This is a genomic window from Paenibacillus antibioticophila, assembly GCF_000455265.1.
Lineage (GTDB): Bacteria > Bacillota > Bacilli > Paenibacillales > Paenibacillaceae > Fontibacillus > Fontibacillus antibioticophila.
Genome location: NZ_HG005142.1, coordinates 419260 through 433827, shown reverse-complemented (window position 1 = coordinate 433827; position 14568 = coordinate 419260). Strand labels below are relative to the sequence as shown.

Here is a 14568-nt window from a genome sequence, read left to right as displayed (position 1 = left end):
TCGGATGCCCTAAGCTCAGCACACTCGTAGAGTTGGCGACAAAATATAGTATAAACAGGGATTCATTTGAACAAAAGACTGTCTTAAATGGTTACGGTCAGTGGATGTTGAAGTTTTAGGACTCTCACCATTTGTTGTAGCAGAGATATAAGTTCTAATAATTCAAAATTAGGGTGGGGATCGTTAGAGCTTCATCAAGAGCTATGGGCTAACCTTTACTTTCTTAAAGAAAAAATGTAGCTATCTTCCTTCGAAGTGGCTGCATTTTTCGTTTAGGAATTGGCTCAAATTTTCCTTTATAAAATCAAAACTCAAAAAAGGAATAAGAAGGAAAATGTCGAAATTAGTTCAATAGACTTATGGATATTGTGAAAAAAGTTCGAATTTTGAATATATAGGAATATAGTATTGGAGGAGAGACTCATCATGGAAATATCAAAGTTATGTTTAAAGAATTTTAGAAGCTTTGGTAACGAGGGGAAAACTATACAGTTGAATAAACTTTCTGGTTTTGTAGGAGAGAATTCCTCTGGAAAGACTGCATTAATACATGGGTTAGTTAAGCTTTTTGGAGTATCTTCACATGATCGAGCACTGGAAAAATCAGATTTCCATATTCCTAAGCAATCAACAGTTGAATCTATAAAGGAGCTTGAATTATCAATTGAAGCCCGAATAGATTTTCCTGAATTGGCTGATAGCTCTGCGGATGAGCAAAGCAGAGCTAGTATTCCACCATTCTTTAATCAACTTGTAGTACGTTCAACTGCTGAGGCTCCTTACTTACGTGTAAGGTTAATGGGAAAATGGACTGCTGATAATACTCCGGAAGGGGAAATAGAACAAAAGTTGTACTTTATAACTGTAGCAGAAGGAATTTCAGAAACAGAAGGGGACCTTGTCTCGGTTACATCGCACCAACGTTCTGCAATACAAGTTTTATACGTACCTGCTGTGAGAGAGCCATCTACACAATTACGTAATGCTTCCGGAACAATACTGTGGAGAATTTTAAATAACATTTCATGGCCAGAAGATATAGACGAAACTATAAAAGAAAAAATGGAACCAGTAAACGAATTATTTAATGGAATTAATGGGGTTTCTCAGATTAGAAGTGTTATTAGTGATGAGTGGAAGAAGTATCACAAGGACACTCGATATCAAGATGCCAACTTACAGTTTAACAGCTCGACACTAGCTTCAATATTAAGAAAAATTGAGGTTTCGTTCTCTCCCACCCATGATCTAGGCGAATATAGTGTTGATAAACTAGGTGATGGTCTAAGGTCTTTATTTTATTTATCTCTGGTATCATCACTACTTGAAGCAGAAGTCAAAATTTCAGGGAAATCAAATGCTTCTTTAACTCTCCTCGCTGTAGAAGAGCCGGAGAATCATATATCACCACATTTACTAGGCAGAGTAATGGAAAATTTAAAGAATATTTCTAAGAAGAGTAACGCTCAAGTTGTGTTGACATCACATAGTGCGTCAATTATCAAACGTGTTGATCCAGAGAATTTAGCTCATTTGAGAATTGACCAAGATAGCTATACAACAATCGTGAAAAAAGTTGTTCTCCCTGATAAGGCATCAGAAGCATACACGTATATAAAAGAAGCTGTTAGAGCCTACCCTGAAATCTATTTTTCAAGGTTAGTCATTTTGGGCGAAGGTGATTCTGAAGAAATTGTTATTCCTAGAGTATTAGAAGTTAACAATATTTATGCTGACGATTATGGCATATCGATTGTTCCCTTAGGTGGCAGACATGTTAATCATATGTGGAAGCTTCTTAATGAGCTGAATATCCCCCATATTACGTTGTTGGACTTGGATCGTGAACGCGGTGGTGGGGGATGGAGCCGCATTAAATACGCAATCAAGCAGCTATTACATAATGGACGAAATCGTGATGAGTTATTAAAGATATGGTATGACAATGGGCAGAGAGAAGGAGTTTTAACTGACGATGATCTTGAAAAATTTGATGAGTATTCTATGGATTCAGATTGGTTGAAATATATGACCGATGTTTGGGTATCAAGGCTAATGAAAGATAAATACAATGTTTTCTTCTCAGCACCTATGGATTTAGACTTTCTTATGTTGGAGACATTTCCGACAGCATACAAAAATACAGTACCGAGAGGTCCTCAAATTCCGGATAAGAGTAAGGAACCTGAGGAATATGCTAAGAAGATTAAAGGAGGAATTATATCTGCCTTAAAAAACGAAAGTGCAACAGGTTATACCTATACTCCAGAACAGCATGAATTAATGGTTTGGTACAACACTCTATTTTTAGGCAGAAGTAAACCAAGTACACATATTGAGGCTTTACTAAAAATAACTGATGAAAGCTTGCTAACAGATATGCCAGCGGTTTTTAAAAGCATTGTGCAGCGGGTGAAAGAAATACTTGAAAGGAATGCATGAAATATGTCATATATTAAACCTGAAGACTGGATTCCGGCAGATGGGTTTACATTAGAACCTGCCGCAGAAGTTGCTGTAAAAAATGAGATGAATAATCTTATTTTAGCAGGTCCAGGTGCAGGGAAAACAGAATTACTTGCACAACGTGCGTGTTTTCTTTTACAAACTAATTTATGTCCCTTCCCCCAAAAAATATTAGCGATTAGCTTTAAAACCGATGCGGCTGAGAACCTCAAAAAAAGGGTTGAACTAAGATGTGGCAAGGAATTAGCAGCGCGCTTTGAATCAAGAACATTTGATTCATTCGCAAAACAGTTGCTAGATCGTTTCAGGTTGGGCATACCAGAAACGTATCGACCGGAAAAGGATTACGGTTTGGTTTTTACTCCTAGAGAAATACGCGATATTGCTACTGGTTATATTACTGAGCGGCATCCTAACCGGCCTAATTGGCAACATGAAATTAATTTAAATATCTTGTATAAACGGCTGTCTGAAGACAATCTACCTATTTTTGAAGACGGACAAGACATTTATTCTTGGATTCTAGTAAGACTCTGGGACATTCTAGCTCATGGGAAGGGAAAGCTTCAAAGCACATTGACGTTTCCCATGATTTCTAAACTTGCTGATTATTTATTGCAAGTTAACCCTATGATAAATAAGGCACTTAAGCTAACATATAGTCATGTTTTTCTTGATGAGTTCCAGGATACGACTTATCTGCAATATGAGTTAGTAAAGACAATTTTTTTAGAATCTTCTACAGTACTTACAAGTGTAGGAGATGACAAACAACGAATTATGGGTTGGGCTGGGGCGCTTTCGGATTCTTTTGAACAATTTAGGCGTGACTTTAATGCTGGGCAAATTGAGTTAACACAGAACCATAGGTCTGCACCAAGACTTATCGAAATTCAGAATGTCATAGCCAAAATAATAAATCAAAATGCAACAGATGCCAAAGTATCTAGGCAACATAGTAACCAAGAGGGACAATGTCAGGTTTGGAATTTCCAGACTCATTTAGATGAAGCTAATTTTGTTGCTACGAGTATAGCAAATAGAATTCAGCAACAGAATATTTCTCCGCGAGATATTTGCATCCTTGTAAAACAACAAGAACAGATATATGGCAATGCTGTAATAAATGAGTTAGAGCGGCAAGGAATACATGCACGAATAGAAAAGGAATATCAAGAGTTAATAGCAGAAGAGTGTGTTCAACTTATCATTGATTTCATAAGTTTAGCGACAGGAGGAAGAACACACGATTCTTGGGTTAGGGTAACAGAAGTACTAACCTTTGTGAATGGTTATGATATGGAACTAGATCATATTAAAATATTGAACATGGAATCTAATCTGGACAAGCATATTCTACAATTAAAAGATGAGTTACAACAACTGCCGAATGACATAGAACTTTGCAAAGAAGGTATCAGTGAAATTGTAAAGGGAATCTTCAATTTTGTAGGACTAGAAAGATTATTTCGTTTATATCCAAAGTATGCAACAGGTAATTATTTTAAGAAAACAACAAAGGAAGCCGTTGAAAAGCTAACTGACTCATTTTTAAAACATTTAGATTGGAATAGTAGTATTTCGGATTTTTTAGGATTGTTTAGCATACCTGTTATGACAATTCATAAAAGTAAAGGATTAGAGTATGATACGGTTATTTTTTTAGGGTTGGAGGATGATGCTTTTTGGAGTTTTGACACTCAGAAACTTGAAGATATGTGTGCATTTTTCGTTGCTTTATCGAGAGCGAAGAAACAATGTTTCTTTACTTTTAGTGCTTCTAGAGAAACATCACGATTCGGTGATGTTCAAATAAGAGCACAGTCTAATAGTAGTATTTCATCACTATATCAATTATTACAGAATGCTAATGTTGAGGTTTTAAATTTAAATATTGTTTAAGGCTTAAAGTAGGGTACAAGGGAGCGGGCGAAAGTTATGAAAGTTCTAGGAATTGATCTTTCGGTTATTGTCATTGCATTAATAACAGCATATATTGGATACCAATTTAATCACACATCTAAAAAAAGAGAAGCATTCCTCAAAGAATTAACCAACAGTTACAATGAGGTCTATTCTCCAATGTTTGAACAGCTATTTATAATTATGGAGACAGAAGAGAAAACGGCAAAATTAGAGCAAATAGAATCTTTTATGGATGAGTACTCAAGTAAGGATTCCAAAATTCGATTTATTGCTTCGTCATTCTTATTGGATTACTTTTATAAGTTAAGAGGTATTTACAAAAAGTATAAGTATGAAAACAATAGGTCAAATGAAAAAGAATTATTAGATCAAGTAAAAGGGTTATTTGTAATGATCGAAAATGAGTATTGGGATGCTCATGACATTATTTATGAAAATCATAAACAATTCAAAAGTGATAGTTTTAATAACCCCTTTCTAGTTTTTTTAGGAAGCATACTAAGGATTGTTTATCATCTATCCGCTTTTTTATTATGGATTAGTGCTGCTGTTGTTTATTTTACAATTGCTCATATAATTAGTCCTCTTGAATGGGTTCCTGAATGGTGGAATATTACTACTGCAGTTTTGATTTTTCTTGCTGCAGTCATGTTCTTTAGTTTAATGATGATGTTCAGAGAAATGGTAGTAAAGAAAAATAGGAGAGAGAGTAGAGTTGTGAAAAATTTAAAAGAAAGAATAAAGAAGAAATTCCATAGATGAAATTATCAAATCTTCCTCAACCCTAAGAATGTGTTCTAAGAATGAAAAACTAAGGATGTGAGCTACAGTACATTGCAAAAAATCTATACATATAATGAGCCTTGTGATTATGCAAACTTGATCAAAGTTATCTGATTGGCTGATCTAAGTTGGTCTTTGGTAACAGGGCTTACTTTTTGTTGCAGTAGTTCTTGCTTCTATGTCCTAATTTTACTTTGAGAGACTAATTATTTCGAATTTTCTGAGAAATGATATATATTCTTTTTAACCTATATTCCTTGCCCTGTAATTTCTGATTTAGCCACTTCTTCATTCATTGAGGTTTGTTTTTCCACATCAGAATCATCTATAATTTGTTCCTTTCCTTGTAATTCCTTAAACTCCAGCGTCGAGTTAATATCAGACTGCCTCAACACAAATTGACTCAAACTATCTTCAAATTCAAAAGGTTTCCCGACTTCCTTCTTCGCTGTTTCGATCTGGTGGAGGGTATCTTGCTGCTGCTGTTTGGTTGCCTCGATTCTGATGGGTATTTTCTCCAACAGATTCTCCAACCTACTTATATTTCCTAAAGTTGAATCCCCAAGCTCGACCGTATAGGTCGCCGCTCCTCGAAGGTGTAGTTGTACATATTCAAAACTGGAGTGGGATAGCAGAATATCGAAACATTTGAATTGGCCTATCTTTATAGGTTGCTGCTCCAGTTCAGTTACTTTGGATATAAGCAACAGAACTTCTCCTGCTTGAGGACGCTCCGTATAAGTAGTGCCATCTAAGGTGATTGAAAAGTCATGGAGTCTGTGCTGTTCAGCGAGTTTACAGTCTGTCTGATATTGTTTCAGCTTTTCTGCACAGGAAGCCAACACTTGCGGGTAATGCTGATTGAGCTGCCGTTCCAGCACGATTTGCTCGTTATGCCAGTTTGTTTTGAGCAGCTTGAGGCGTATGACTTCATTGTCCACTTCCATCTTCTCTGCCAGCATAGGGTTGCCCGCCGCAACAGCCTTTACCTCAGCAGCAGATAATACAGTTTCATCGGCATCCTGACAGGAGCGGGAAATACTTCTGCCCGTCATAACTTGTGAGATGTAGTGTAGCTTTTGCTCCTGGATTTGCCACAAATATGAGTCGAAGGTTCCTTTGGTCACATAGCGGAAAATCCGTACTGTTTCATTTTGATTGCCTTGCCGTAGAATGCGGCCATCCCGCTGAATAATATCAGAAGGTCGCCATGGACAGTCAATATGATGGGCGGCGATAAGTTTCGTCTGTATATTTGTCCCGGTTCCCATTTTTTGCGTGGAGCCTAACAGGAGGCGAACTTCGCCGCGGCGTACTTGCTCAAATAATGCTTCACGTGCAGCGTCCGTATTTACATCATGAATAAAGGCGATTTCATGCTCCGGGATACCGCGAAGAACCAATTGGGACTTCATTTCATCATACACATTAAACTGTCCTGGTTTTGGCGTGCCGCTGTCGCTGAAAATGACTTGGGTGAGTCGGTTCGCCTGCGTCTCCTGCCAAATATCAAATACGTTGTTGATGCAGAGATTCAGTTTGGACATCGGATCAACGGGAGCATCCTCATGTACCAGGCGCGGGTCAATGGACATCAACTTGGCTTCATGGGTCAACTTGAGCATGTTGTCCTCTTTGGCATCGACCTCATTGTTCCGAATTTTTTCGGCCCGTTCAACAAACTCTTCCATCATCTGCTCTTGATAAGGGGAGCGCTCGCTAACGACAACGCTTGCTTTATCGCCTTCCAGTTTAGGAACCGGCAGCTTAAGCATGTCAGCAGTTTGAATATCCGCAACCAGACGAAACATACTCATCAGCTCCGGCAGATTGTGAAACTTGGCAAAGCGGGATTTCATCCGGTAGCCGCTGCCTTCGGGCGTAATCTCCAGGGAAGAAACGACCTCGCCAAACGTTGCTGCCCAATTATCAAAAAAGTTCAATCCCAGCTTTTGCAGCAAGTGAGGCTGGAGAAAACGTTGCATGATATACATTTCGGACATGCTGTTGCTAATCGGTGTACCTGTAGCAAAAACCACCCCGCGTCCTTGATTCATCTCCTGCAAGTATTGGCATTTTAGTAGCATATCGGTTGCTCGCTGACTACTGGATTTGCCAATCCCAGCTACATTACGCATTTTGGTAAAGGTAAAGCAGTTTTTGTAGGCATGAGCTTCATCGACAAATAACATATCCACGCCAAGCTGTTCAAAAGTGAGCAGGTCATCCTTTTTACTTTCATTTAATAGCCGTTCCAGGCGGGATTTAAGGTTATTCTCAAACACCACCATTTGCTTTATACTCCAGTTGTCGCCTTTTTCTTTTTTTATCTGGTTAATCATGTGGGAGACGTTGCGGATTTCACCCTGAAGGAGCTGCTCTTGCCGATCACGGGAAATGGGGATTTTTTCGAACTGTGAATGACCGATTATGACGGCATCGTAATTGCCCATTGCAATTTTGGAAACGAAGCGTTGACGGTTAGCTAAGCTAAAATCCTTTTTTGTGGTCACTAACACATTAGCAGACGGGAAGAAGCGTAAAAATTCGTTTGCCCATTGCTCGGTCAAGTGATTGGGTACGCAATATAATGGCTTGTGAACTGCACCAATCCGTTTCAAATACATTCCGGCTGTAATCATTGCCGCTGTTTTGCCAGCACCGACTTCATGAGCCATAAGTGCTGTACCAGAGTAAATAATACGGGCAGCTACATCCTTTTGGTGCTTGCGCAGACTCATTTCCTGATTCATTCCTTGGAATACCAAATGTTCGCCTTCATAGGTGCGCGGACGAATCGTGTTGAATTTATCATTGTAAATAGAGAGCAGTGTATAGGCTCGTGTCTTGTCCTGAAAGAGCCAAGAGGCGAAAGCTTCTTTCATCTGCTGTTGTTTGGAACGGGCAATCATCGTTTCCTTGGCATTGACTACATACTTGAGTTGTTCATTACCGTTTGCATCCAGATATGTGACTGGATCACGCACCGTGATACTTTGCAGATTAAGGCTGCTTTCAAAAATCTCATAGGCATTAGCTCGCCCAGTACCGAAGGTCTGGTTAACTTTGATTGAGCCTCTTTCAATAGATTTTCCGGATACGCGCCATGTATTGGTATATTCGAGATAATCTACATCAATGGTATGAGAATCCTGCATGATTTGAGCCGTGCCAAACGTTTCATACATAAAGGCCCGATATACCTTAACTGGAATCCAGGGACTGCCGATACGGAAGTCGATGTCTCCTGGCAGCAGAGGAGCAGGTTGGACACGAGTAAGCGCAGCGACATTGCGCTGAAATACATCCGGGTACTCCTGCGCTTTGAGCATGGCATAGGCGAGTTTGTCTTTGACGTTGCCAGACAAGTATTCATCGTCCATCTCCCAGCCCTCCTCCGCATCCCCTGTATAGGCTTGCGGGTTTTGGAAAATGCGTTCACCCAGCGCCTCCCGCACTTCATCCGTTGTTTTGTTGCAGAGATGGGCGATATATGGCAGGTCGATGCGCAGGCGATGATTCAGGCAAATTTGTAAAGCTTCCAGCGGATCATCTGTATGCTCTGGCAAGGAGTTAACCCGAATCGTCGGACGACTGAAAATAGCGGCTTTTGTCCAGGTTTTATCTTCTGTGAGGTCTTCAATGGAGCGCAACAGCGGCAGTTGGTCATCGTCAGCAAAAGCAGAAGTATTGGCCCGTTCGTTAATGGATCCATGCTGATGAACAAAACGGTCATAGATATGATTAAGTCTGGACTGGGCTTGCTCTAATTCGTCCGCTTCATAGCCGTATTCACGGGATTGGATTTCGATAACATCCAAAAGCGCCGCGCGAATGGCGCATAAGCCTTTGATGCGTTCTGCCTTCTTGCCTTTGATGTCTTGAGGGAGAAGAAAGCCGTTTTCACAGTAATAGATGCGTTCCTGTTCGGCGATAAACGTAAAGCTTTTCGTGCCAGGAGGCGCTTTTTGGATTGGCTCCTCTTCCTCATCCGATAGGAGGGGAGAGAGGTTGTTTTTTGTTTGTGCTACTTCATCCGTCAAGTCAGGAAAACGAGCTTTCAATGTACCGAGCGCTTTCTCCAAGGCAGGTAGTAGAGGCTGTCCTTCATACGGAATGCAGGCACTGGTTTTCTCTGCACCGTACATCCCCCGATCCCATTGCATTTGTCCGAGCAGCATTTCAGGATGGGTCAGGTAATAGCGATTGACAGGCACGCCATCTGTCTCTCCAACTTCAATCCATTCGGGCATATCTGCTGGGGTGAGGGGAAGCGGAGATTCCCGTTTTTGTAGGAATACAATATCTGTGGTGACTGTAGCGCCAGCGAGGGATTGAAAGGTCGTGTTCGGTAAGCGAACCATGCCGATTAATTCAGCTTTCTGCGCCAGGAGTTGCCGTACACTGGAGTCCTGTTTGTCCATTGTGCCTTTGCTGACGATAAAAGCCAATATGCCTCCAGGCTTGAGCAAGTCTAGCGAACGGATAAAAAAGTAATCGTGAATGTAGTGACTGCTGCTGTAGCGGTGGTCATGGATACGAATGTTATGAAAAGGAATGTTGGAGAAGATGGCATCAAAGCGTTGTTCGCGCCAGTCCATGGTTTCAAATCCATGGATATGAATGTTCGCCTTGGGATAGAGATGTCGTGAAATCCGCCCTGTTAGTGAATCCAGTTCCACGCCATGAAGTTCAGCATGGTCCCATTCAGGTGGAAGAACCGAAAAGAAGTTTCCGCTGCCCATTGAAGGTTCCAGCAAGCGGCGTCCAGCACCAGAGGTGAGGCCAAAACGTTGCAAGGTCGCATGGATGGTCTGAATTAAGGATTGCTCGGTATAGAAGGCTGTAATGGTGGAATTCCGGGCTGCTGCATATTCGTCTTCATCCAAAAGTTGCTTTAATTCGGCATATTCGCTTTCCCAGCCATTCGCAGTAGGATGAAAGGCATTGGCTAATCCGCCCCAGCCGACATAACCGGCTAAAACATGCTGTTCAACTCCTGTTGCTTGCCGCTGCTCTGCTTCCAATTGCTTGAGTAGGCGAATAGCCTCCACGTTCCGCTTGTACTTGCTCTTTGGACCAGATACATAAGGAGATTGCTCGGCTTGAAAGCGATAGTTAGCCACAGCAGGAAGCTTGGGTTGAGCATCTGGAGAAGAAATGGCATTTTCATTCATGCTTTCAGTGCCTAATGGTAGAGAAAGGGGTTCCTGCTTCCGATCATCAGCGTGGTCGCTTATGTTGTTCTGGACTTCGGGTTCTTTGAAATGATCTTCAATCTCTGCTTGTTCGTTGGCGTAATCAAATAACGTCCATTCAGGCTCTACAGGTGGAAAGGGAGCGGCGTGTTTGTCATAGCGGCCTTCTGCAATTAATTGAAGTAATGTGTCACTGAATTTCTTCCATTTAAAATGTTCTTCATGTGATCCGTTTACAGCTTCCCAGGAAATCGTAACTCCTTTGCCATCAAACATATAGCCGACAAGACCATTCTCAAAATCTCCTCTTGCTCCACTAATTCCATACAACGGTTTTAAGAAGGAGATTAGATCAGCCGATTTAACAGGATGATTATCCACCACAAATTGATAGACTTGTTGTTTCGTTGCCCAGGAGCTTTTGTTGCTTGTGATTAAATAGGCCAGCATGTCTTCTCCGCTTCGCTTTTCTGAAGGAGCCGCTTCTTTATCGAGCATAAAAAAAGAACCGCTTGATGGCGGCTCGGATGAGGTGGGGGAAGGGAGACTTTCTTCGATTATCGTGGTTTCAGAATGATGTCGTTCATGACCAGTTCCTCGGCTGTCGATTTGATCTGGTTCAAGTGCCGTGTCCGTTCCAGTGTGTCGTCCGTCTGTGGCATAGGCTGAAGCCGGAGTAACTGATTTGTCAATTGCTCCATCCGTTCCAGTGCCTCCTGTTCGACCTGATACATTTTCGACATCAGGTTGCCTTCCATTTGAAGAATTTGAAAGCGTTGCGGGTGGTGATTTCGCTGATAATTCAACGCCAGCCGCCCGAATTTGCCCAGGGGGTGTTGACCCGTAGTCGATTCGTTCGAGATCTGTAGGTTCGGGTACAGTAATCCGTCCACTTCGTGATACGTCAATGTCGGTTTGTCGAGATGACTCATGAGCCAAGCTCCTTTCTTGTTCCATAATTTTTACGTAACGAGCAATGTCTGTGAGCAGGCTTCGGGCGTGAGCATTCACCTGATAGCCCAAGCGTGCGGCAAGCGGCAAAGTATCAAAATGGGTGATCGTCGAAAAGTCGGTATGATTCGGTTCGGGCAACTGACAGCGGCGATGGATGAGATAGCGAACACTGTCTTCTATTAAATCCCCCATATGCTGTTCAAGCCCAAGCATGGGGATGTTGCTCAAGAAATGGTCGTGAATATCATGTTCAATGTCTTTGAGCCACTCATCCCAAGATGAATGAACCGTGTCATGTACAAGTTGGGAGATCGCTTTAGCAAGGCTAAGCGTATCGTAGGAGGTCAGTCGCCCAGCCAGTTCGTCGGGATCAAGTTGTTCCAGATTCCAAAGGGCAGGGGCTTGTTTACCTGTCGTTTGGGTGACATCGAATAAATGGCTTAATGTTGGACTACCTTGCTGGAAATCACAGACGGCAATGCTCTTTTCGCCCTTTTTCACATAACGGCCTAGCTGATTCCATAACGGCAGGGGAGCCAGCATGGTCGCTTCCGGGCGCTGGATGTAAATGAGCATGCTGTTGTCAAATGAGTATTTGTAAATAGATGCAGCAAAGTGCAGGTATTGTTGCCAAGCGTCTCCGCTGGATGTGATCTCGCCAAAAGCGGATGCGTACAGATGGCGTAGGGGCTGAATGCGGCTCATGTCAGGCTCTCCTTTCTGGATGGAATTAGGTGGGCGCTATATGATTCAGGCTTCGTGTTCATATGAAGTATGATAATCTTGCTCTGTTGGTGGAAAGGCAAAGTACGGCTGTTCCAGGGACTGGGTATATTCCGCATAACGAAGTTTGATCGCTTCAAAAAAGTAAGGCATCAGCCCGGTGTCGAACATATGATATGGGCTATATTGGCGGGGATGATCGCGTCCTGTTTCAGCATCTCCTGTGTAGCCGTTGTACAGGTTAAAGGCGAGACGAGTCATTTTGACAGAAGTGCTAGTTTGCCAGCCTTGCTCCAGTGCTTCCAAACGAATCACTTGTTCTTCGTAATCGTACAGATCGTGGACATGCTGGCGTGTTTGCGGCGTAAGGCCTAGAACATAGAAGAAAGCTTGACGATACGGATCATGTTGGCTGTGAGTCATGCGAAGATTACCCTCGTAAAACTGCTCATGCTCAATGTCTTTAAAGATCGGATTCATAGGTGTTGTCCTCCTTTTTTTCATTGGATAATTCATTGGATTTTTTTTGTTGATTGGTGAAATACATTTCTAATGCTTTGTCGATGATTTCCTCAACCTCGGCAGCTTTATGGGATGAAGAAAAATATTTTGCGTATACCTTATGTTTGAGCTTGAAAGGGGCTGGTGTTTTATTACGAGGCTTGCGTGTTGCTTCGCCGGACAAGATTCGAACTGCTTGCTCATTTGTTAATTGGCCGGAGTGTTCACGCAGGAGTTCGGCCTTTTTCATATCTACTTTAAAGTCATTCCGAGACAATGCCTCATGGACAACTTGCTGTTCTGTATCATTCAGATAGGAAAGGCTGACCGCAGGATATAATCCGATCTTCGCTTCGTCTACCATCGCCTTGAGTGGAGGAGAGAGTTTGTCGATGCGAAGCAGCCGGGCGACAGTATTTTTGGATAGGCCGTATTCATGAGCTACAATGTCCCGACTTTTTAACTTGTGCCCTAATAGGGCCGAAGTTTCATTTTCCTTGTCATACTGCGGGTTTTCAAGCATTTTAAGTTCTTCAATAATGTCGTTCCGTTTGCCTTGAGAGAACATTTCCGAATAGCGGAGAGCCAACACTTTTGCTTTTTCCGAAGGCAACATATCTGAAAAAGAACGTTGCAACACATTGGTTTCTACTACATACATGAGCGCTTCTTCATCGGTGAGATTTTCTTTTACAATAGCGGGCAGTTGTTCAAGCCCCAGCAATTGCGCTGCGTTCATCCGGTTATGTCCGGCAAGCATTTCATGGTCACAGCCATTCTCATCGGCTTCAATTTTCCGCAAAATAACCGGGATAAGAATGCCGTTGCTCTCGATGCTGCTAACCATATCCGCCAATCGTTCACCTTTATATAAGCGGAATGGATGGTCTTTATACATTCTGATTTTGTTGATCGGTACAGTTTGAATTCCGACAATCTGTTCAAGCGAAGGCTGGTCTTTCTCCGATAGCAACAATAACTCGTCGATGCTGGAGAGTTTGGGAACAGGGCGCTTAGCAGTCACCGGTCATCAGCTCCTTTGCCAGTTCTTGATACGCCGCAGCGACCTTGGATTTGGGTTCAAACTGTATAATGCTTTGGCTGTAGAAGTTTGCTTCTCCCACTTTGACTGACAATGGGATTTGCACATCAAAGATGCGGAAGGTTTCGCGGTAATAGACTTTGACCAGGCGAAAAGCCTCCTTGTACAAGTTGGTACGGGTGTTGCACATGGTCATGAGAATACCTTCAATACTAATGCGCGGGTTGATGCGTTTTTTGACTTTTACAATGATTCTGAGCAACTGGGTTAATCCTGTCGCAGACCATAGCTGCGGGTTGACGGGAATCAGCACACTATCGCTGGCTGCAAGAGCATTGATTGTCAGCAAGCCAAGAGAAGGGTTAGTGTCGATGATGATGTAGTCATAATTCGGCTTCATTGGTTCGAGCAGGGAGGCCAGCGTTTTTTCGCCACCCATTTCATCCCGCAAGTTGATTTCGGCAACTGACAATTCGATGTTGCTCGGAATGAGATCGATATTGCCATGCGAGTGGATATACTCCTCGGCAGGTGGAAGTGGCTCGTCGCTCATGATGGCGTTCATGACATTGAACATGGAGAATGGAAGTTGATCCGGCTGCTCAATGCCAAAGCACATCGACAAATTGCCTTGCGGGTCGAAATCGACCAGCAATACTTTTTTTCCTTCATTAGATAAGGCGTAAGCGAGATTGTAGGCGGTGGTCGTTTTCCCGGTACCGCCTTTTTGGTTTGCAATGGTGATTACTGTTGTGTTGGACATATTAAAACCCTCCCTGAAGCAGATGCTTCATTATTTTGTCAATGGTAGGGAGTGGGCCGATCTGTTGTTGTTCTTCCTGAGTTCTTCCCGAGTTCTCTCCAACGTCCAAAAATGGCTTCATTTTGCCCAGATGCCGGGAACCCTTGCGGGGCTTGGAAAAAACCAAAAAAACCGCGAAAAACCTTGATTCTACAAGGCTTTTCGCGGTTTTT

Annotated in this window: 7 protein-coding genes; 3 read left to right on the top strand and 4 right to left on the bottom strand. The window is 42.4% G+C overall.

Going from position 1 to position 14568, the window contains the following annotated elements; all coding sequences use genetic code 11:
• The first annotated feature begins 426 nt into the window (after positions 1–426).
• Genes TX85_RS22340 through TX85_RS22330 form a run of 3 tightly spaced genes read left to right on the top strand, consistent with a single transcriptional unit; the run spans position 427 to position 5154 of the window.
• Positions 427–2442, top strand: a complete 2016-nt coding sequence (locus TX85_RS22340) for an ATP-dependent nuclease (RefSeq protein WP_044482064.1) — start codon at positions 427–429, stop codon at positions 2440–2442.
• Between the two features lie 3 nt (positions 2443–2445).
• Complete coding sequence (locus tag TX85_RS22335; RefSeq protein ID WP_044482063.1) at positions 2446–4368, top strand: UvrD-helicase domain-containing protein; 1923 nt, start codon at positions 2446–2448, stop codon at positions 4366–4368.
• 36 nt (positions 4369–4404) lie between these two features.
• The gene (locus TX85_RS22330) at positions 4405–5154 is read left to right on the top strand and encodes a hypothetical protein (protein ID WP_044482062.1); all 750 of its coding nucleotides are present in this window, start codon (positions 4405–4407) and stop codon (positions 5152–5154) included.
• 269 nt (positions 5155–5423) lie between these two features.
• On the opposite strand, the gene TX85_RS28250 is transcribed toward TX85_RS22330, so the two are convergent.
• The 4 genes from TX85_RS28250 to TX85_RS22310 are packed head-to-tail and all read right to left on the bottom strand — an operon-like array spanning position 5424 to position 14356.
• Complete coding sequence (locus tag TX85_RS28250; protein WP_044482061.1) at positions 5424–12032, bottom strand: SNF2-related protein; 6609 nt, start codon at positions 12030–12032, stop codon at positions 5424–5426.
• Between the two features lie 45 nt (positions 12033–12077).
• Positions 12078–12530 (bottom strand): DUF6075 family protein, encoded by a 453-nt coding sequence (locus tag TX85_RS22320; RefSeq protein WP_044482060.1) that lies wholly within the window; start codon positions 12528–12530, stop codon positions 12078–12080.
• Positions 12514–13575 (bottom strand): ParB N-terminal domain-containing protein, encoded by a 1062-nt coding sequence (locus TX85_RS22315; RefSeq protein WP_044482059.1) that lies wholly within the window; start codon positions 13573–13575, stop codon positions 12514–12516. The genes TX85_RS22320 and TX85_RS22315 overlap by 17 nt, the downstream gene beginning before the upstream one ends.
• Positions 13565–14356, bottom strand: a complete 792-nt coding sequence (locus TX85_RS22310) for a ParA family protein (protein ID WP_044482058.1) — start codon at positions 14354–14356, stop codon at positions 13565–13567. The genes TX85_RS22315 and TX85_RS22310 overlap by 11 nt, the downstream gene beginning before the upstream one ends.
• Positions 14357–14568 lie beyond the last annotated feature (212 nt).

What these genes read in the sequence shown, in the direction of transcription:
- TX85_RS22335 (WP_044482063.1), top strand. Translation starts at nt 2,446, where the DNA reads ATGTCATATATTAAACCTGAAGACTGGATTCCGGCAGATGGGTTTACA.
- TX85_RS22320 (WP_044482060.1), bottom strand. Translation starts at nt 12,530, where the DNA reads ATGAATCCGATCTTTAAAGACATTGAGCATGAGCAGTTTTACGAGGGT.
- TX85_RS22330 (WP_044482062.1), top strand. Translation starts at nt 4,405, where the DNA reads ATGAAAGTTCTAGGAATTGATCTTTCGGTTATTGTCATTGCATTAATA.
- TX85_RS22310 (WP_044482058.1), bottom strand. Translation starts at nt 14,356, where the DNA reads ATGTCCAACACAACAGTAATCACCATTGCAAACCAAAAAGGCGGTACC.
- TX85_RS28250 (WP_044482061.1), bottom strand. Translation starts at nt 12,032, where the DNA reads ATGAGCCGCATTCAGCCCCTACGCCATCTGTACGCATCCGCTTTTGGC.
- TX85_RS22340 (WP_044482064.1), top strand. Translation starts at nt 427, where the DNA reads ATGGAAATATCAAAGTTATGTTTAAAGAATTTTAGAAGCTTTGGTAAC.